Raw genomic sequence first — 19,522 nt, 5'->3', positions numbered from 1 at the left:
GCTCTGCGCGGGCCCATTCCGAGCATCTGGGTGAAGACCCCAAAGCCGCCCGTCGCCCTGTTCCAAAACTGCGACAGTCGCACGAAACGGCTTGATCCTCCGCATGGCAGGCTGCTCGCCGAAGGTCCAGCTTGTGCACCTTGTCGGGTCCGGTTAGCCCGACGCATAATCGGTTCAACGATCAAGTCGGCTCGCCAGTGGTCCGTGCTCGGCTCGCCGTATGTGGAGGGAAACATGTCCGAGAAGATCTACGACGTCCCCGCAGAATGGGCGAAGCGCGCCTGGGTCGACCAGGCCAAGTACAAGGACATGTACGCCCGCTCGATCTCGGACCCGAACGGTTTCTGGGCGGAGCAGGCCAAGCGCATCGACTGGATGCACGCGCCGACCAGGATCGAGAACGTCTCCTTCGCGCCCGGCAACATCTCCATCAAATGGTTCGAGGACGGCGTTCTCAACGTCGCCCATAATTGCATCGACCGGCATCTCCACAATCGCGCCAACCAGACCGCGATCATCTGGGAAGGCGACGATCCCTCCCAATCCCGGCACATCACCTACAAGGAGCTGCACGACGAGGTCTGCCGGATGGCCAACATCCTGCGCACCCGGAACGTCAAGAAGGGCGACCGCGTCACCATCTACCTGCCGATGATTCCGGAGGCGGCCTACGCGATGCTGGCCTGCGCGCGGATCGGCGCGATTCACTCCGTGGTGTTCGCCGGCTTCTCGCCCGACAGCCTCGCCCAGCGCATCAACGACTGCCAGTCCAAGGTGATCATCACCGCCGATGAGGGCCTGCGCGGCGGCAAGAAGGTGCCGCTGAAGGCCAATGTCGACGCGGCGCTCGCCAAGGCAGACGGCGTCGACTGGGTCGTCGTGGTCAAGCGCACCGGCGGCGCGGTCGAAATGAATCCCTCGCGCGACCTCTGGTACCACGACGCCGCCAAGATGGTGACGACCGAGTGCCCGGTCGAGCACATGCACGCCGAGGATCCGCTGTTCATCCTCTACACCTCGGGCTCGACCGGCCAACCCAAGGGCGTGCTGCACACCTCCGCCGGCTATCTCGTGTTCGCCGCGATGACGCATCAATACGTCTTCGACTATCACGACGGCGACATCTACTGGTGCACCGCCGACGTCGGCTGGGTCACCGGCCACAGCTACATTCTCTACGGACCGCTCGCCAACGGCGCGACCACGCTGATGTTCGAAGGCGTGCCGAATTACCCGGATAATTCGCGATTTTGGAACGTCATCGACAAGCACAAGGTCAACATCTTCTACACCGCGCCGACCGCGATCCGCGCGCTGATGCAGAGCGGCGACGCGCCCGTCAAGAAGACCTCGCGCGCCAGCCTGCGCCTGCTCGGCTCGGTAGGCGAGCCGATCAATCCGGAAGCCTGGGAGTGGTATCACCGCGTCGTCGGCGACGACCGCTGCCCGATCGTCGATACGTGGTGGCAGACCGAGACCGGCGGCATTTTGATCACGCCGCTGCCCGGCGCCACGAAGCTCAAGCCGGGCTCGGCGACGCAGCCGTTCTTCGGCGTGGTGCCTGAGATCGTCGACGCCGACGGCAACGTGCTGGACGGCGAGACATCAGGCAATCTGTGCCTGACGCGGTCATGGCCGGGCCAGATGCGCACGGTCTATGGCGACCACGCCCGCTTCGAGCAGACTTATTTCTCGACCTACAAGGGCAAGTACTTCACCGGCGACGGCTGCCGGCGCGATGCGGACGGTTATTACTGGATCACCGGCCGCGTCGACGACGTCATCAACGTCTCCGGCCACCGCATGGGTACCGCCGAAGTCGAAAGCGCGCTGGTGGCGCATGAGAAGGTCTCGGAAGCCGCCGTGGTCGGTTACCCGCACGACATCAAGGGTCAGGGCATTTACGCATATGTGACCCTGATGGCCGGCATCGAGCCAACCGAGGATCTACGCAAGGAGCTCGTCACCTGGGTGCGCAAGGAGATCGGCCCGATCGCTGCGCCCGACCAGATCCAGTTCTCGCCCGGCCTGCCCAAGACCCGATCCGGCAAGATCATGCGCCGCATCCTACGCAAGATCGCCGAGGACGAACCGGGCAGCCTGGGCGACACCTCGACCCTGGCCGATCCCGGCGTGGTCGACGACCTCGTCAAGAACCGTCAGAACAAAAAGGCGGTCTGAGCCACATCGTCCTGTGCCCCGGACGCAGCGTAGCGCGCACTTCGCGGTGCGCTGCAGAGTCGGGGCCGATGCAACGGCAGACTCTGTGGCCTTCTAGATCCCGGCTCTGCGTCGCACCGCTTCGCGCTGCGCCGCGTCCGGGACACGAGATCGCATCCCCGCGTTAGCGCTCCCCCGAACAACGGCCGTTCACATCCTCACGCACTTGTCAGGCCGCGCCCCGGCGCCCGGGCATCTTTCCCGCCAAGTGTTGTTTTCAGGTCATTTACTTTGTTTCGAACATTTCCTTTGTTCCCCCTGCTGGCTGGCCCTTGGCGGCCGTGCGTGGAAACCATCCGGTTAACAGGCGCGGTTAAGAATGTCCCCTAACAAGGACTTGGCGAGCCGGCGATTGCCGGTTTTGCGTAATCTTGGACGGTCCGTTCGGGGCAAGGGGAAAATCGATGTCGATGAGGATTGCTGTGGCGCTGGCCGCCACCGTCGTGACTGGGGTCTTGACGTTGACGGCGGCGCAGGCGCGGCCGGAAATGGTGGGGACGAACCTGGCTGACTATTCGCCGGGCACCATCGTGGTCAAAACCAACGAGCGTCGGCTCTATCTCGTCCTCGATAGCGGCCACGCCGTGCGCTACCCGGTCGGCGTCGGCAAGTCCGGCAAGCAGTGGGCCGGCACCACCCGCATCGACGGCAAGTACCGCAATCCGGCCTGGGCGCCGCCCGCCGAGGTGAAGCGCGACAAGCCCAGCATCCCGGACGTCATCCCGGGCGGCTCGCCCCGCAATCCGATGGGCGTCGCGGCGATGACGCTGTCCGGCGGTGAATACGCGATCCACGGCACCAACGTGCCGGGCTCGATCGGCGGCTTCGTCTCCTATGGCTGCATCCGCATGCTCAACGACGACATCACCGATCTCTACAGCCGCGTCTCGGTCGGCACGACGGTGGTCGTGACGCGCTGATCGCCGGCATCAGGACGAGACGGCAATAGCCGCGTCGTTCGACGCGGCTTTTTTGTCACCAGAAGCGCCAGCTCCGCGCGCACCAGCCGTCGCGATGGCCGCCATTGTAGCTCCGCGCGTAACCGCCCGCGAGCAACGCCGCCGAGACATTGGTCGTGCGTTTGGTCGCGACGTCGGCGAGAACGCGACCATATTTGTCGGCACCGAGGTTGGTGATCGTCACGCCACCCTGTGCGAGCAGATCGCGCAATGCGCGGGCCGCGGCTTCGGCCTTGTCCAGTTCCTCCTGGCAGGATGCTTTCATCTCGGGTGCGTCGATGCCGCGCAGGCGAACGCGCACGATGAGATCGCGGCCGTCGCGCTGACGAACGCGTGCGAGAAAGGTGTCGCCGTCAATGGTGCGAACGACATCGACCGGCTCGCGACGATCGGGATGGCCGCCTTGCTGGAGCACAATCTCGGCGTCTCGTGATTGACCGTCGGTCACGTGAGGGAACTGCCAGTTCATCCCATGCCGGGACGTGAACACCACGGCCACCACGATTCCAACCACGAACATCCACGGCAACAGCCCTGAGAACCGGCGACCAAATGGCGAGCCGCTGTATGAAGGCCGATATGGATGGCTTGGATCGAAACGCGACATCCGCGCACGCTAGGGCTGAGTCGGGCAGTCCGGCAAGCGAGCCTCAAAAGACAAGCTTCAGAAGTCGGAAGCGATGCCCTTGCGCTCCCAATCGCCATAGCGGGTCGGTTCGGGTCCTTTTGGGCCCTGCAACTCCTTTGGCGCCGCCTCGCCGTCGTTCTTGGCTCGGGCTGCCGCAGCCTGACGGCGCGCTTCGGCCTCGGCCAGCGCGCGCTGGGCGGCCGGCGTAAGCTGCTTGCGGTCGGGAACGGGAGGCTGGTCACTCATAGGCGGCTTTCTAGCGCGGGACGGCCCGCGGCGCGACGCCCAATAACGCATTCCTGAAATTGCTCCGAAAGGGCCGAAAAACCCGGAAGCGATTCTTACATTTGGCATATTCGCGTGCCAGAGATCGCCTTCTCAAGGCATGCGCCCATTACGGCGAACTGCCGCTGCTCAGAACCTTGTTTCCGCATGCCTTCTCAACGTTTCGCTCCTCCATCCGAAGTGCCCGGTCTCGCGGCGCGGCGGATTGCCGCCGACATCGTCGACGGCGTGCTGCAAAAGCACCGCACACTTGACGAGCAGCTCGACGGCAGCGGCGCCCATCCCGGACTGAAGACGCTCCCCGACCGCGACCGCGCGCTGATGCGCCGCCTGGTCGCCACCGTGCTGCGCCGGCTCGGCACGCTCGGCCATGTGCTGTCCCGCCTGCTCGACAAGGGCATTCCCTCCGACGCGCCGCGCGCGCAGAGCGCGCTGTTGATCGGCGCCGCCCAGATCCTCTGGATGGACGTGCCCGATCACGCGGCCGTCGATCTCTCCGTTCGCCTCGTGCAATCCGACCGGCGCGCCGCGCGCTATGCCGGCCTCGTCAACGCCGTGCTGCGCCGCTGCGCCCGCGAGGGCAAGGCGCTGGTGGACGAGGTTGCCGCGCAGTCGCTGGACCTGCCGCCCTGGATGGTCGCGCGCTGGAGCGCGCATTATGGCGAGACGGTCGCAAGGGACATGGCGCTCGCGCTCAGCCATGATCCGTCGCTGGATCTGACCGTGAAGTCGGACGCCGCGCAATGGGCGAGCCGGCTCCATGGCGAAGTGCTACCGACCGGATCGGTGCGCACGGTGCTGCACGGCGCGGTGACCATGCTTCCCGGCTTCGCCGAAGGACAATGGTGGGTGCAGGACGCCGCCGCTGCGTTGCCAGCCCGGCTGTTCGGCGACATCAAGGGCAAATCCATCGCCGATCTCTGCGCCGCTCCCGGCGGCAAGACCGCGCAACTGGCGCAGGCCGGCGCGCACGTCACCGCCATCGACCGCTCGCCTGCCCGGGTGGCACGGCTGCGCGAGAATCTGACGCGGTTGTCGCTGCAGGCCGAGACCGTCGTCGCCGACGCCGCGGAATGGGCCGGCCCTGCCGATGGCTTCGACGGCATCCTCATTGATGCGCCTTGCACATCGACCGGGACGATCCGCCGCCACCCCGATGTATCCTGGCTCCGGCAGGAATCCGACATCGCCGCAATGACCGCGCTCCAGCGGCGGCTGCTGCAAAAATCGGTCTCGCTGCTCAAGCCCGGTGGGACGCTAGTTTATTGCACCTGTTCGCTGGAACCTGAAGAGGGCGAGCATGCGGTCGCCGCGCTGCTGACCGCGGAGCCCGGTCTTCGCCGGGTTCCGATCGATGCGTCCGAGGTGTCTGGGCTCAGCGAGATCATTACCGCCGAGGGCGATCTGCGCACCCTGCCCAGCCATCTGCCGAACGCCGATCCCAAGCTCGGCGGGCTCGACGGATTTTTCGCGGCCCGGCTCGTTAAATCCTGATTTTGCACTGGATTTTGCAAACACGGCACTGATTCGCGTCGTTCAAGGTGGTGTCGGCCGTCCGATTTTGGGATTAATAAGGATTCGTCGGAATCCTCTCCCCCATCAAGGCAAGGCGTGTCGGTCGCTCAACGCAGACGTATCTCGACGCTGGTGATGAACCGCTTCGCGCGGAACATGCTCGCGCGCGCGAGCGGCGGTTCCGTCGCCCTGTCGCGGGTTTGGCCCGGCCGCGCCGACCGGCTGATCATCGCGCCGCATGATCTACGCACCGCGGATGCGACCCGCGCCGCCGAGATCTATGCCGGCCGCTTCGTCTTCGCCGGCAAGATCGTCAATTGCCACGGCCGCTCGATCTTCGATCTCGAGCCGCCGTCGGAAGATTGGGAAGTTGCGCTGCTCGGCTTCGGCTGGCTGCGCCATTTGCGCGCCGCCGACACCGCGCTGACGCGCGCGAATGCGCGCTCGCTGATCGAGGACTGGATCGGCAACCCCGCCAGCAAGCGCCGTCCCGTCGCGCGACGCGCCGACGTGCTGGCGCGCCGCGTGATCTCCCTGCTGTCGCAGGCGCCGCTGGTGCTGAACGATACCGACAACAAATTCTATCGTCGGTATCTGCGCGCGCTGGCGCGCGAAATCCGCTTGCTGCGCTACACCATGGTCAACATCCCCGACGGAGTGCCGAAGCTCCAGGTGCTGATCGCGCTGTGCTATGCGGCGTTGTGCCTTGCCAACCAGGCAAGTCACATCCGCAGCACCTCGAAAAAGCTCTCGGATGAATTGCAGCGGCAGATCCTGCCCGACGGCGGCCATGTCTCGCGCAACCCGGGCGCGCTGATCGAGCTCTTGATCGACCTGTTGCCGCTGCGGCAGACCTTTGCCGCGCGCAACATCGCGCCGCCGCCCGCGCTGCTCAACGCGATCGACCGCATGATGCCGATGCTGCGCTTCTTCCGCCACGGCGACGGCAATTTCGCGCTGTTCAACGGCATGAGCGCGACCCCCTCGGACCTGCTTGCGACGCTGCTTGCCTATGACGACACCCACGGCGCGCCGATGTCGAACATGCCGCATACCGGTTTCCAGCGCCTCGATGCCGGCCAGACCACTTTGATCATCGACACGGGCCCGCCGCCGGCGGCCAGCGTCAGCCACGACGCCCATGCCGGCTGCCTGTCGTTCGAACTCTCCTCCGGCATCAGCCGCATCGTCACCAATTGCGGCATGCCGGCCACGGGCCGCGACAATTGGCGGCCGTTCGCACGCGGCACGGCGGCGCATTCGACGCTGACCTATCACGACACCTCGTCATGCCAGTTCGTGGAGATGTCGGCTATGAAGCGGCTCTTGCACGGCGCTCCGGTCACCAGCGGCCCCGTCGAGGTTGAGAGCTATCGCGAAATCGTGCAGAACGGCACCCTGCTCACGACGTCGCATGACGGTTACCTGACAAAATTCGGCGCGATCCACCGCCGCGTACTGATGATCGCCAATGACGGCGCGCGCATCGACGGCGAGGACACGTTGTCGCCGCCGCAAGGCGGGCGCTTCAAGGGTCCGGATGCCGATTTCGCGCTGCGATTCCATCTGCACCCGGCGGTGAAGGCGAGCCGGCTGTCCGACGCCCGCGGCGTCATGCTGGTGCTCCCGAATCGCGACGTCTGGACCTTCGAGGCGCTCGACGACAAGGTGGAGCTGGAGGACAGCGTATCCCTGGCCGGCAATGACGGCCCGCGCCGCACCGCGCAGATCGTGATCCGCCAGGACGCGCGGCAGGCGCCCTCGATCCGCTGGAGTTTTGTGCGCTCCACCGCCTCGCCGGCGGTCACGAATGCCCGCAGAAATGCACGGCGGGAGCCGGAACTTCCGCTGTAGACGCATGCGATTCGGCACCATCTGGTCGTTGTGATAGCGACCGAAAACTGCTATCGAGCCCTCGCTCGCGCGACTGGCGACCTTGGATGGAGCACCATCGGGAAGCGCGGGACACAGCTGCCGCGCGCCTGGGCATTACTCCTTCAGACAGAGGATCTTGCTCATGACTGACCATCCCCGCCGCGTCACCCGCGCACTTCTCTCCGTTTCCGACAAGACCGGCCTGATCGACTTCGCAAAGGCGCTTGCCGCGCACGATGTCGAGCTGATCTCGACCGGCGGCACCGCGAAGGCGATCGCCGCGGCCGGCCTCGAGGTGAAGGACGTGTCCGAGCTGACCGGCTTCCCCGAGATGATGGATGGCCGCGTGAAGACGCTGCATCCGAAGGTGCACGGCGGTCTGCTCGCGATCCGCGACAACAAGGACCATGCGGATGCGATGACGGCGCATGGGATCGCGCCGATCGATCTCCTCGTCGTCAATCTCTATCCGTTCGAGGCGACCGTCGACAAAGGCGCGGGCTTCGAGGATTGCATCGAGAACATCGACATCGGCGGCCCCGCGATGATCCGCGCCGCCGCGAAGAATCATGACGACGTCGCCGTCGTGGTCGAGGCGCAGGACTATCAGGCCGTGCTCGATGAGCTCGCCGCCAACAGCGGTGCAACCACGCTGAAGTTGCGCCGGCGCCTTGCCGCCAAGGCTTACGCGCGCACTGCCGCCTATGACGCCGCGATCTCGAACTGGTTCAATCGCCAGCTCGAGATCGACGCGCCCGATTTCCGTGCCTTCGGCGGCCGGCTGATCCAGTCACTGCGCTATGGCGAGAATCCGCACCAGACCGCGGCGTTCTATGCGACGCCCGACAAGCGGCCGGGCGTCTCGACCGCGCGGCAGCTCCAGGGCAAGGAGCTCTCCTACAACAACATCAACGACACGGATGCGGCCTATGAATGCATCGGCGAGTTCGACGCCAAGCGCACCGCAGCCTGCGTCATCGTCAAGCATGCCAATCCCTGCGGCGTCGCGGAGGGCTCCGACCTCGTCGGCGCCTACCGCAAGGCGCTGGCCTGCGATTCCACCTCGGCGTTCGGCGGCATCATCGCGATGAACCGCGCACTCGATGCTGACACCGCGCGCGAGATCACGAAAATCTTCACCGAGGTGATCATCGCGCCTGACGCTAGCGAGGAAGCGATCGCCATCATCGGCGCGCGCAAGAACCTTCGGCTTCTGCTCGCCGGCAGCCTGCCCGACCCGCGCGCGCCGGGCCTCACCGCCAAGACGGTGGCGGGCGGTCTCCTCGTGCAGAGCCGCGACAACGCCGTCGTCGACGACATGACCTTCAAGGTTGTCACGAAGCGCGCGCCCACTGATGCCGAGATGCGCGACCTGAAGTTTGCTTTCCGTGTCGCAAAACACGTCAAGTCCAACACCATCATCTACGCCAAGGATCTCGCGACCGTCGGCATCGGCGCCGGCCAGATGAGCCGGGTCGATTCAGCACGGATCGCGGCACGCAAGGCTCAGGATGCGGCCGCCGAGCTGAAGCTCGCCGAACCGCTCACCAAGGGCTCGGTGGTGGCGTCGGATGCGTTCTTCCCGTTCGCCGACGGCATGCTCGCCTGCATCGAGGCCGGCGCCACCGCCGTGGTGCAGCCCGGCGGCTCCATGCGCGACGACGAAGTGATCAAGGCCGCCGACGAGCATGGCATCGCCATGGTGTTCACGGGCACGCGGCACTTCAGGCACTAGATCTGTCGTGTACTAAACTCTCGACGGGTCGTCCCGGCGAAGGTCGGGACCCATAGCCCAGGAAGTAGTTTGGTGTGCGGTACTGGCCGTGTCGCGGCAACGAGCAATCACGCGGTATGGGTCCCGGTCCCCGTGCGCAATTGCGCACTAGGCCGGGACGACGCTAATTTTCCCGCACCCGCATCAACAGCGCCAGACCCGCGACGAAGAACACCACCAGCACGGCCATGCCGGCCTTCTGGCTCGCCGTCACCGCGGTGATCACGCCGATCAGCAGCGGGCCGATGAAGGACGTCACTTTCCCCGTCAGTGCGAACAGACCGAAATACTGCGCGATGCGGTCCTTCGGTGCGAGACGGATCAGAAGCGTACGTGAGGCCGCTTGCAGCGGACCACCGGCCGCACCGATCAGGCAGCCCAGCACCAGATACGCGCGCTCTGACGCAGCCGCGAACAATGCACCGCCGGGCGTGGGCGGCGCGACCTTGATGAAGAGGATCGAATCCTTGTCGACCAGCAGGATCGCCGCCAGCGCCAGCAGCAGGATCAGCATGCTGCCGGCGATCACGCGCTTCGGCCCGAAGCGATCGTCCAGCTTGCCGCCGGACCACGCGCCAAACGCGCCGGCGATCGCGAGCATGATGCCGAAGGTGCCGATCTGGATCGTGTGCCAGCCGAACGTGCCCGCGGCATAGATGCCGCCGAAGGCAAACAGCGACACCAGACCGTCGGTGTAGATCATGTTGGCGAGTAGAAACGCCGCAAGCGATTTCTGCTGCGGCAGCCCCTTGATCGATTGCTTCAGCTCCGACAGGCCTTCGTGCAGCGCCTCACGCACCGGACGCTTCGCCGGATAGTCCGGCGTGAACAGGAACATCGGCGTCACGAAAATGATGAACCAAAGTCCGGTCAACGGTCCGGCGGCACGATCGCCCTGACGGCTGATCGGATCGAGCCCGAACAGAGGCGTGAAGCCGAGCAACGTGCGGCCGGTCTCGGGATTCGCGGCGAGCAGGCCGAGCACGATGACCAGGCTGACGATGCCGCCGACATAACCCGTCGCCCAGCCGGTGCCGGAGAGCCGCCCGATGCGCTCCGGCGGCACCAGCGTCGGCATCATCGCATTGTTGAAGAGAGTGGCGAATTCCGCGCCAACGCTGGCGAGCGCGACCGCGGTGAGCAGCGGCGGAATGATCGAGGGATCGCCGGGCTTGCCGATCCACAGCGTGCAGGATGCCAGCACCAGCACTGCGCCGAATCCGGCGATCCACGGCTTCCTGCGGCCCGACGCATCGGCGATAGCCCCCAGCACCGGCGACATCAAGGCAATCGCGAGGCCCGCGGCAGCCATCGCAAAGCCCCACAACGATTGCCCGGTGGCGGGATTCGGCGCAATGCCGGTGGCGAAATAGGGCGCGAACACGAAGGTCGTGATCAGCGTAAAATAAGGCTGCGCGGCCCAGTCGAAGAAGATCCAGCTGACGACGGCGCTGCGCGGCGGATAGGTCCGCTGCGCGCCGGCGATCCGCGCATCCCGGGCGATCGTCGTCACTCCATAATCCTCATCACGAACAGTTTTGCCTCTGTCGGGGCAAACCGTATAGCATTGCAGCGCTGCATGTGAACTGCCCATGGCCATTGCGGAAGTTTGATGATGTCGTCTTTTTCGACACGGCGGACATTTTTCGCCTTCCTTGCCACTCTGGCGTTCGGACTTCCGACCGCGACCGCGCAGGATGCGCGGCGGGCCTATGTGCCGCCCGCGCTCGACACCGTGCACGCCGTTCCCGCCGAACACGGCATGGTAGTAGCGCAGGAGAAAATCTCCGCGCAGGTCGGCGCCGATATCTTGCGGCGCGGCGGCAATGCCGTCGATGCCGCGGTCGCGACCGGCTTTGCGATGGCCGTGACCTATCCGCGCGCCGGCAATATCGGCGGCGGCGGCTTCATGGTGATTCATTCCACCGAGCGCAACGAAGACATCACGATCGATTATCGCGAGACCGCGCCGGCTGCGACGACGCCGCAGATTTTCCTCGGCGCCGACGGCAAGCCCGATGCGGCGAAGTCGCGGGATTCCACGCTCGGCGTCGGCGTGCCTGGCACCGTCGCGGGTCTTGCGCTGGCCCTGGAAAAATATGGCTCGGGCCGGTTCACGCTGGCGCAACTGCTCGAGCCCGCGATCGTGCTCGCCCGCGACGGCTTCCTCGTCGGCGACGACATTGCCGACACGCTGCCGGGCTGGCACAAGCGGCTGGTGCGCTGGCCCACCTCGGCCCAGATCTTCTCGCGGCCTGATGGCACGCCGCTTGGCGAAGGCGACAAGCTGGTGCAGAGCGATCTCGCCGAAACGCTGTCGGCTGTCGCCGCACTGGGCCCGCGCGGTTTCTATGAGGGGCCGGTCGCGGAAAAACTTGCCAAGGCCGTGACTGACGCGGGCGGCATCATGACGTCGGCCGATTTGAAATCGTATCAGGCTGTGATCCGCGCGCCGGTGCGCGGCACCTATCGCGGCTATGACATCGTGTCGATGCCGCTGCCGTCGTCGGGCGGCGTGGTGCTGGTGGAGACGCTCAATATCCTCGAAGGTTTTCAGCTCGCCGATCTGAAGCAGGGATCGCCGGCCTCGCTGCATCTGTTGATCGAGGCCATGAAGCGCGCCTATGCGGACCGGGCGCGCTATCTCGGCGATCCCGCCTTCGTCAACGCGCCGATCGGGACGCTCACCGGCAAAGATTACGCCGCCAAGCTGCGGGCAACCATCTCCGCGGATCGCGCCACGCCGTCGAAACAGCTCGTTTCCACCGCGGCCTCACCGCATGAGGGCAGCAACACCACGCATTTTTCCGTCGTCGACGGCGGCGGCAACGCCGTCAGCAACACCTATACGCTGAACTTCAGCTACGGCGTCGGCCTCGTCGCCGACGGCACCGGCGTGCTGCTCAACAACGAGCTCGACGATTTCACCGCAGCGGTCGGCGCTTCCAATGCCTATGGCCTCGTCGGGTTCGAGCCCAATTTGCCCGGGCCGGGCAAGCGGCCGCTGTCCTCGATGTCGCCGACCATCGTCCTGAAGGACGGCAAGCCGGTGCTGGTGACGGGCTCGCCGGGCGGCAGCCGCATCATCTCGACAGTGCTCCAGGTGATCGTCAACGTCCTCGATTACAACATGGAGGTCGCCGCCGCCGTGGCCGCACCGCGACTGCATCACCAATGGCTGCCCGACGAGGTCCGGGTCGAGAGCGGCTTTCCCGATAATGTGCTGCTCGAGCTGAAGGCGATGGATCATCACATCGTCGCGCCGATGGGGCAGACATCGGCGAATTCGATCGCGGTGACCGCCAACGGGCCGCTCGGCGCGCCCGATCCACGCACCCGGGGCGCGGAAGCAGTGGGGCAGTAACTCTGTCCTTGCATGGCGCGAAGGCCGGCGGCCGGCTTACGCGCGCCGCCGCGCGTGCTACCATCGCGAGGCCAGAGAAACAGCCAAAGAAAACACCGTCGGGAAACGCGCATGACCACCGTTGATCCGAACCAGCGCATCGAACGCGCCGAGATCGAGGACACCAGCCTTCTTGCCTTCTATCGCGACATGAACGCGCCGGAGCGGCGGACATTCTGGGCGTGCGCCGCGGGCTGGGCGCTCGACGGCATGGACTTCATGATCTACCCGCTGGTGATCGGCACCATCATCGCGCTGTGGAAGGTCGATGCGGGATCGGCTGGCCTCGCCGGCACCGTGACGCTGCTGGCCTCCGCCATCGGCGGCTGGCTCGGCGGCTATCTCTCCGACCATATCGGCCGGGTCAGAACGCTCCAGATCACCATCATCTGGTTCTCGTTCTTCTCGCTGATCTGCGCGGTCGTGCAGAATTTCAAACAGCTCCTGATCGCACGCGCGGTGTTGGGCCTCGGCTTCGGCGGGGAGTGGGCGGCGGGCGCCGTGCTGATGGGTGAAGCGATCCGGCCGCAATATCGCGGGCGAGCGGTCGGCTCGGTGCAGTCAGGCTGGGCGGTCGGCTGGGGCCTCGCGGTGCTGTCGCAGGCGATCCTGTTCTCGGCCTTGCCGGCGGAGACGGCGTGGCGCTGGATGTTCGTGATCGGCGCGCTACCGGCGCTGCTGGTGTTCTACATCCGCCGCTCCGTGACCGAACCGGAGATCGCGGCCGAGGCCCGCGCCAAGCAGGCCGCGAGCGGCAATCGTCCGGCGCTCGGGGAAATTTTCTCGGGCCCGGTCCTGAAGACCACGATCCTGGCGTCGCTGATGGCGACGGGCTGCCAGGGCGGCTATTACGCCGTCACCTTCTGGGTGCCGCAGTTCTTGACCAAGGAGCGGCACCTGTCGATCGTCGGCTCGACCGGCTATCTCTCGACCCTGATCATCGGCTCCTTCATCGGCTATCTCACCGGCGCCTGGCTCGCCGACCGGATCGGACGGCGCAATCTGTTCCTGACCTTCTCGATCGGCGCGATGGCGGTTGTGCTGCTTTACACGCAGCTGCCGCTCACCAACGAAATCCTGTGGGTGCTCGGCTTCCCGCTCGGCTTTTTCGCCTCGGGCTATTTCTCCGGCGTCGGCGCATTCCTGACCGAGCTTTATCCAACGCGGCTGCGCGGCTCGGGCCAGGGGTTCTGCTACAATTTCGGCCGCGGCATTGGCGCGTTGTTTCCGTTCCTGGTCGGAGCGCTGTCGGCGACGACGTCGCTTGCGAATGCGATCGCGATCTTCGCAGTGGTGGCTTACGCGCTGTTCTTCATCGCCGCCTTCGCGCTGCCGGAGACGCGCGGGCGCGTGCTGCACGCGGACTGATGCAGGCTAACTATCGCCCCACCTGATACGGCCCGCCCTTTTCGAGGGCGCGGCTGTAAGCCGGCCGTGCATGAATGCGCTCCAGGAACGCCATCGCCTTGGGGTGGCCGAGCTCGAGCGCGCCGCGCGCCTGGGCAGCTTCGAGCGGAAAGCTCATCTGGATGTCGGCGGCGGTGAACTCGTTGCCGGCGAACCACTCGGTCTTGCCGAGCTCGCCTTCCCAGTAATCCATGTGCTGCTTGAGCTGCGGATTGACCAGCGCAGTCAGCGCCTGGTTCGAGACCTTGCGCACCAGCGGGCGGAGCAACGCCGGCGCGCGCTTCGGCATCAGCGTGAACAGCAGCTTGAGCAGCAGCGGCTGCATCGCCGAGCCTTCCGCATAGTGCAGCCAGTAGGTGAAGCGCAGCCGCTCCGGCGTGTTCGGCGGCGGCACCAGCCGGCCGTTGCCATAGGTGGCGATGAGATATTCGATGATCGCGCCGGATTCGGCGATGGTGTTGCCGTTGTCCGTGATAACGGGCGACTTGCCGAGTGGATGGATGGCGCGGAGCTCCTTCGGCGCGCGCATGTCCGGCTGGCGCTGATAGCGCACGATCTCGTAAGGCACGCCCAACTCTTCGAGCAGCCACAGCACGCGCTGCGAGCGGGAATTGTTGAGGTGATGAACGGTCAGCATCGCGTGGTCCCCGGGGCTAGGCATGGTTCGATCGGCCGCGCGTTCGTGCCAGCCCGGGAACGCAATGTCGAGCCATCCGGTCGGGTATTTTAACCCGGGTATATTGACCTTAGCAATTTACCCGGGTATTAAAGCTGCCATCGCGACCAATATGGCAATGATTCCAATGCAGAAGACTTTCACCGCTTTCCAAGGGCATCGCCGTCTGGTCTCCGGGCCGGCAGGAGAGGTCGCGCTGGTCATCAAGAGGATGACGGAGCGGCCGGACGAGCCCATCATCATCTTCGAGGACGCCACGGGCAGATCGATCGACTTCGATCTGCGCGGCGGAGACCGCGAGGTGCTGGCGCGACTGGCGAAGCTGGTCCCGCCCCCGGTTGAGGAGACCCCATCGCCGAGCGAGCCGCGCGGTCGCGGCCGGCCGAAGCTCGGCGTGGTCGCGCGCGAGGTGACGCTGCTGCCGCGGCACTGGGAGTGGCTCAGCGCGCAAGCAGGCGGCGCCTCGGTCGCACTACGGAAACTTGTCGAAGAGGCGCGGCGTGCCAGCGGCGACAAGGACCGCGAGCGGCAGGCGCGCGATGCGGCCTATCACTTCATGTCGACCATGGCCGGCAATCTGCCGCAGTTCGAGGAAGCATCGCGCGCGCTGTTTGCGGATGATCGGCGGCGTTTCACCGGACTGATCGCAGATTGGCCCGCCGACATCCGCGACCACATTGTCAAGCTCGCCTACAGCGACCGCGCTTAGGTGCGCGCCTTCTCACAACCCCATCGACGGCCAGGCCACGCGCATTGCGCGTGGCGACGGTTTCGCAGGCCCTGATGAAAGGCCAATCCATGTCCGCAGCCAAGCCGCTCTGGAAAAGTTTTCTGCGCTTCCTCGCACCGTTGATGCTGAGCAACGCGCTGCAATCACTGTTCGGCACCGTCAGCAACGTCTATCTCGGCCAGATGATCGGGATCGACGCGCTTGCATCGGTCTCGGTGTTCTTTCCGGTGATGTTCTTCCTTTTCGCCTTCGTCATGGGGCTGAGCACCGGCGCCACGGTGCTGATCGGCCAGGCCTATGGTGCGGGCGAGCAGGGCCGGATCAAGCTCATCGTCGGCACGACGCTCGCAATCGGCCTGCTGCTCTCGATTGCAATTGCACTGATCGGCGGCATCTTCAGCCGGCAATTGATGATGATGCTCGCAACGCCCGCAGACATTCTCGACCAGGCTAGCGCCTATGCCCGCATCATGCTGCTCACCATGCCGCTCGGCTTCGTCTTCCTGCTGATGACGGCGATGATCCGCGGCGTCGGTGACGCGCTGACGCCTTTGCTGGCGCTGGCCTTGTCGACCGCGATCGGCTTGATCCTGACGCCGATGCTGATCCGCGGGTCGTTCGGATTGCCGGCGGCCGGCATCACCAGCCCGGCCTGGGCGGCAGCGATCGCCAACGCGCTGACGCTGGTCGCGCTGGCGGCCTATCTGCTGCGGAGAAAACATGCCTTGGCACCGGACGCTGCACTGCTGCGCCATCTGCGGCTCAATCGTGTGGTGCTGGGACAGATCCTCGGCATTGGACTGCCGAGCGCGATCGGCATGGTGGTGATGGCGATCGCCGAGCTGGTGCTGCTCGGCCTCGTCAACGGCTTCGGCTCGAACGCCACCGCAGCCTATGGCGCGGTCAACCAGGTGATGGGCTACACGCAGTTCACGGCGATGTCGATTTCGATAGCAGTCTCCATCCTCGGCGCCCAAGCGGTCGGCCGCGGCGACAGAGCGGGGCTCGACGGCATCGTGCGCACCGGACTTGCGTTCAACATCGTCCTGACGGGCGGACTGGTGGCGCTGATCTATCTCGCGCCGCGCGCCGTGCTCGGCATCTTCATCACTGATGACACCGTGCTCGAGCTGGCGAAGAGCTTGCTCAACATCGCACTGTGGAGCTCGGTGCCGTTCGGCCTGGCGACGGTGTTTTCCGGCGCGATGCGCGCTGCCGGCCTGGCACTGACGCCAATGCTGCTCGCGGTCTTCGCCATTATGGCGATCGAGCTGCCATCCGCAGTGATCCTGAGCCGCACGATTGGCCTTCAGGGTGTGTGGGCCGCCTATCCGATCGTGTTCTGCGCCATGTTCCTTTTGCAGATGGGCTATTACCTTCTGGTGTGGCGCAAGCGGACGATCCGGCGCCTGACCTGACCAAATCATCAAGAGATTATGACCGTCATTAAACGGTAGACCCGCGGCGCGCGCTGCGCCACAATGCGAAAAAAGCGACGTCAGGGAGCATGATTTTGACCCGCACAGCCCCGCAATTCCTGTTCGATTTCGGCAGTCCGAACGCCTATCTCAGCCATCTCGCGATCCCCGCCATCGAGCAGCGCATCGGCGTCAAATTCGAATATGTGCCGATCCTGCTCGGCGGCATCTTCAAATCGACCAACAACAAGTCCCCCGCCGAGACGCTTGCCGGCATCAAGAACAAGCGCGAATTCCACGCGGTCGAGACCGAGCGCTTCGTCAAGCGCTTCCAGGTGCAGCCCTATGTCATGAATCCGTTCTTCCCCGTCAACACGCTGAACCTGATGCGCGCAGCGATCGCGGCGCAGCTCGAGGGCGTGTTCGAAACATACGTCGAAGCCGCCTTCCACCACATGTGGCGCGAGCCGAAGAAGATGGACGATCCGGAAATCGCCGCGAAGGCGCTGGCGTCCTCCGGCCTCGACGCGCAAAAGCTGTTCGCTCGCGCCGGGGAACCGGAGGTGAAGGGCAGACTGATCAAGAACACCGAGGAGGCTGTCGCGCGGGGCGCGTTCGGCTCGCCGACCTTCTTCGTCGGCAACGAGATGTTCTTCGGCAAGGAGCAGTTGCGCGAGGTCGAGGAGATGGTGTCGGGGAAGTGATTTTCTCGAAGCAGGGAAACCGAACAATGTCCTCGACGTCATCCTGGCGAAAGCCAGGACCCATAACCACCGGATCGCGTTTGGCGATAGGCGGGGGCTCCGACTTGTCCGACAAGAGGCAGTCGGGGTAATGGGTCCTGGCTTTCGCCAAGACGACGAAAAAGAACCAACAACAAGGACAATCCCATGCGTATCCTCGTGGTCGGCGCTGGCGCCATCGGCGGCTATTTTGGTGTCAGGCTGTTGCAGGCCGGCCGCGACGTCACCTTCCTGGTCCGGCCGCGGCGCGCCAGCGAGCTCGCGAGCGCCGGCCTCGTCATCAAAAGCCCGAACGGCGACGTGACCTTGAAAAATCCGCCGACCATTCAGGCCGACGCGCTCAAGGACAAGTTCGACGTCGTGCTGCTGAGCTGCAAGGCCTTCGACCTCGACGACGCCATCAAGTCGTTCGCGGCAGCAGTCGGGCCCAATACGGCGATCATCCCGATGCTCAACGGCATGAAGCATCTCGATATCCTCGACGACAAGTTCGGCAAGGAGCGCGTGCTCGGTGGCCTCTGCGCCATCGCCGCGACGCTCAACGAGAAGCGCGAGGTGGTGCAGCTCCAGCCGATGCAGTCGATCAATTACGGCGAGCGCGACGGCGAGCTGTCGGATCGCGTCAAGGCGATCGACGAGGCCTTCAAGAGCGGCATCGCTGGGGCCACCGCCAGCCAGAACATCATGCAAGACATGTGGGAAAAGTGGGTGTTCCTGTCCTCGCTGGCCGCGTCCACCAGCCTGATGCGCACCTCCGTCGGCAATATTCTCGCCGCTCCCGGCGGCAGGGATTTCCTGCTCGGCATGCTGGACGAGACCAGCGCGATCGCCACCGCGTCGGGCTACACGCCGGGCGGGCCGTTCTTCGAGCGCGTGAAGGGCAACCTCACCACCGAGGGTTCACCGATGACGGCCTCGATGTTCCGCGACGTCAAGGCGGGCCTGCCGGTCGAGGCCGATCACGTCATCGGCGACCTCATCGCTCGCGCCGATGCCGCCAAGGTGCCGGTGCCGAAGCTGCGCATCGCCTACACGCATTTGAAAGCGTATGAGAAGCAGCGGGTGGGGTAGCCGCAGCTTCCGCTATTTGAAATACGCGAGATAGTGCGAGACGGCGGTGATTTCCTCATCGCTCATGTGATAGGCGACATCGGCCATCGCAGCGCCACCGCCGCCGACGCGCTGGCTGCTCTTGTAGTCGTGCAGCGCCTTGACCAGGTATTCCTCGCGCTGGCCCGCCAGCCGCGCGACGGCCTTGGTGCCGGCAAAGCTATCCGTGTGACATGAGGCGCAGCGGCGGCCGGCGGCAACTTGGGCGCCCTTTTTCGACAGGTCCGGATCCTTGTCCTCCGCCGCTGTGGGCGGCGTCAGCGCGGCAAAATAGGCGCCGAGATTGCGGACATCCTCGTTGGTGATTTCCTCGGCGATGGGTTGCATCTGGTCGTTCTTGCGCGAGCCGGCGCGGAAAAACACGAGCTGCCATTGCAGAAATTGATCGGGCTGGCCCCCGAGCGAAGGAATGTTCTCGGTCTGCGAGATGCCGTTCTCGCCGTGACAGCCGGCGCAGACGGCGGCCTTCTCCTTGATCGCGGCATTGTCGGCGGCGCTCGTGGGGAGAGAACCGAGCGCGAGGAGCGCGACCGCGCTGATTGCGTGCGAGATGAACTGCCGGCGCATGATTGGAATTCCGATCTATCGAACGCGTCATTCCGGGGCGAAGAAGCGCGAGCTATGATGCGCAATGACGCATCTGAGAATTCGATAACCCGCGTTCGTGGCCAAGGGTTCCGGACTTGCGCGCAAGCGGTGCGCGATCGGAAACGACAGCGTGCGAAATTGAAATGAGAAAGGCTGCGGCGCCCTCTCGGCACCGCAGCCTCGCGTCGTCT

At 65.2% G+C, this 19,522-nt stretch carries 16 protein-coding genes and 1 riboswitch; of the genes, 11 read left to right on the top strand and 5 right to left on the bottom strand.

Annotated features, from left to right (window positions below; translation table 11 throughout):
- The first annotated feature begins 234 nt into the window (after window positions 1-234).
- Together acs and ACFQX9_RS04780 are read left to right on the top strand one after the other, a co-directional pair.
- Window positions 235-2,181, top strand: a complete 1,947-nt coding sequence (gene acs / locus ACFQX9_RS04785) for an acetate--CoA ligase (RefSeq protein ID WP_204512902.1) — start codon at window positions 235-237, stop codon at window positions 2,179-2,181.
- 443 nt (window positions 2,182-2,624) lie between these two features.
- A complete protein-coding gene (locus ACFQX9_RS04780; RefSeq protein WP_018459693.1) occupies window positions 2,625-3,140 on the top strand; it encodes a L,D-transpeptidase in 516 nt (171 codons plus the stop codon).
- Window positions 3,141-3,195: 55 nt separating this feature from the next.
- Here the strand turns inward: ACFQX9_RS04780 and ACFQX9_RS04775 are convergent, their stop codons facing one another.
- Together ACFQX9_RS04775 and ACFQX9_RS04770 are read right to left on the bottom strand one after the other, a co-directional pair.
- Window positions 3,196-3,786 carry a thermonuclease family protein gene (locus tag ACFQX9_RS04775; protein WP_026233862.1) on the bottom strand — a complete coding sequence of 197 codons (591 nt, stop codon included), beginning with the start codon at window positions 3,784-3,786 and terminating at the stop codon, window positions 3,196-3,198.
- A 57-nt stretch (window positions 3,787-3,843) separates the two neighbouring features.
- The gene (locus ACFQX9_RS04770) at window positions 3,844-4,053 is read right to left on the bottom strand and encodes a DUF1674 domain-containing protein (protein WP_018459691.1); all 210 of its coding nucleotides are present in this window, start codon (window positions 4,051-4,053) and stop codon (window positions 3,844-3,846) included.
- A gap of 186 nt (window positions 4,054-4,239) precedes the next feature.
- On the opposite strand from ACFQX9_RS04770, the gene ACFQX9_RS04765 reads away from it, so the two are divergent.
- From ACFQX9_RS04765 to purH, 3 genes are all read left to right on the top strand, one after another.
- Window positions 4,240-5,586, top strand: a complete 1,347-nt coding sequence (locus ACFQX9_RS04765) for an RsmB/NOP family class I SAM-dependent RNA methyltransferase (RefSeq protein WP_085384732.1) — start codon at window positions 4,240-4,242, stop codon at window positions 5,584-5,586.
- A 156-nt stretch (window positions 5,587-5,742) separates the two neighbouring features.
- Window positions 5,743-7,461: a heparinase II/III family protein gene (locus ACFQX9_RS04760; protein ID WP_026233860.1), complete on the top strand. Its 1,719-nt coding sequence runs from the start codon at window positions 5,743-5,745 to the stop codon at window positions 7,459-7,461.
- Between the two features lie 59 nt (window positions 7,462-7,520).
- Window positions 7,521-7,602: riboswitch (ZMP/ZTP riboswitch) on the top strand.
- Window positions 7,603-7,624: 22 nt separating this feature from the next.
- A complete protein-coding gene (purH, locus tag ACFQX9_RS04755) occupies window positions 7,625-9,217 on the top strand; it encodes a bifunctional phosphoribosylaminoimidazolecarboxamide formyltransferase/IMP cyclohydrolase (RefSeq protein ID WP_368508988.1) in 1,593 nt (530 codons plus the stop codon).
- A 163-nt stretch (window positions 9,218-9,380) separates the two neighbouring features.
- On the opposite strand, the gene ACFQX9_RS04750 is transcribed toward purH, so the two are convergent.
- The gene (locus ACFQX9_RS04750; RefSeq protein WP_085359603.1) at window positions 9,381-10,769 is read right to left on the bottom strand and encodes an MFS transporter; all 1,389 of its coding nucleotides are present in this window, start codon (window positions 10,767-10,769) and stop codon (window positions 9,381-9,383) included.
- Window positions 10,770-10,868: 99 nt separating this feature from the next.
- On the opposite strand from ACFQX9_RS04750, the gene ggt reads away from it, so the two are divergent.
- Window positions 10,869-12,620: a gamma-glutamyltransferase gene (gene ggt, locus ACFQX9_RS04745; protein ID WP_377786821.1), complete on the top strand. Its 1,752-nt coding sequence runs from the start codon at window positions 10,869-10,871 to the stop codon at window positions 12,618-12,620.
- A 111-nt stretch (window positions 12,621-12,731) separates the two neighbouring features.
- Complete coding sequence (locus ACFQX9_RS04740) at window positions 12,732-14,027, top strand: MFS transporter (RefSeq protein ID WP_377786819.1); 1,296 nt, start codon at window positions 12,732-12,734, stop codon at window positions 14,025-14,027.
- Window positions 14,028-14,037: 10 nt separating this feature from the next.
- On the opposite strand, the gene ACFQX9_RS04735 is transcribed toward ACFQX9_RS04740, so the two are convergent.
- Complete coding sequence (locus ACFQX9_RS04735; protein WP_377786817.1) at window positions 14,038-14,703, bottom strand: glutathione S-transferase family protein; 666 nt, start codon at window positions 14,701-14,703, stop codon at window positions 14,038-14,040.
- 151 nt (window positions 14,704-14,854) lie between these two features.
- On the opposite strand from ACFQX9_RS04735, the gene ACFQX9_RS04730 reads away from it, so the two are divergent.
- The 4 genes from ACFQX9_RS04730 (at window position 14,855) to panE (ending at window position 18,704) form a co-directional block, all read left to right on the top strand.
- The gene (locus ACFQX9_RS04730) at window positions 14,855-15,451 is read left to right on the top strand and encodes a DUF2239 family protein (RefSeq protein ID WP_085349217.1); all 597 of its coding nucleotides are present in this window, start codon (window positions 14,855-14,857) and stop codon (window positions 15,449-15,451) included.
- A gap of 74 nt (window positions 15,452-15,525) precedes the next feature.
- Window positions 15,526-16,890 carry an MATE family efflux transporter gene (locus ACFQX9_RS04725; RefSeq protein WP_377786815.1) on the top strand — a complete coding sequence of 455 codons (1,365 nt, stop codon included), beginning with the start codon at window positions 15,526-15,528 and terminating at the stop codon, window positions 16,888-16,890.
- An 89-nt stretch (window positions 16,891-16,979) separates the two neighbouring features.
- A complete protein-coding gene (locus tag ACFQX9_RS04720; RefSeq protein ID WP_085349218.1) occupies window positions 16,980-17,594 on the top strand; it encodes a 2-hydroxychromene-2-carboxylate isomerase in 615 nt (204 codons plus the stop codon).
- Window positions 17,595-17,780: 186 nt separating this feature from the next.
- Complete coding sequence (gene panE / locus ACFQX9_RS04715; RefSeq protein ID WP_377786813.1) at window positions 17,781-18,704, top strand: 2-dehydropantoate 2-reductase; 924 nt, start codon at window positions 17,781-17,783, stop codon at window positions 18,702-18,704.
- Between the two features lie 12 nt (window positions 18,705-18,716).
- Here the strand turns inward: panE and ACFQX9_RS04710 are convergent, their stop codons facing one another.
- Window positions 18,717-19,310 carry a c-type cytochrome gene (locus tag ACFQX9_RS04710; protein ID WP_377786811.1) on the bottom strand — a complete coding sequence of 198 codons (594 nt, stop codon included), beginning with the start codon at window positions 19,308-19,310 and terminating at the stop codon, window positions 18,717-18,719.
- Window positions 19,311-19,522 lie beyond the last annotated feature (212 nt).

The sequence above is a fragment of the Bradyrhizobium sp. GCM10028915 genome, from assembly GCF_042666195.1.
Taxonomy (GTDB): Bacteria; Pseudomonadota; Alphaproteobacteria; order Rhizobiales; family Xanthobacteraceae; genus Bradyrhizobium; species Bradyrhizobium canariense_D.
This window is presented reverse-complemented; position numbering and strand designations above follow the sequence as displayed.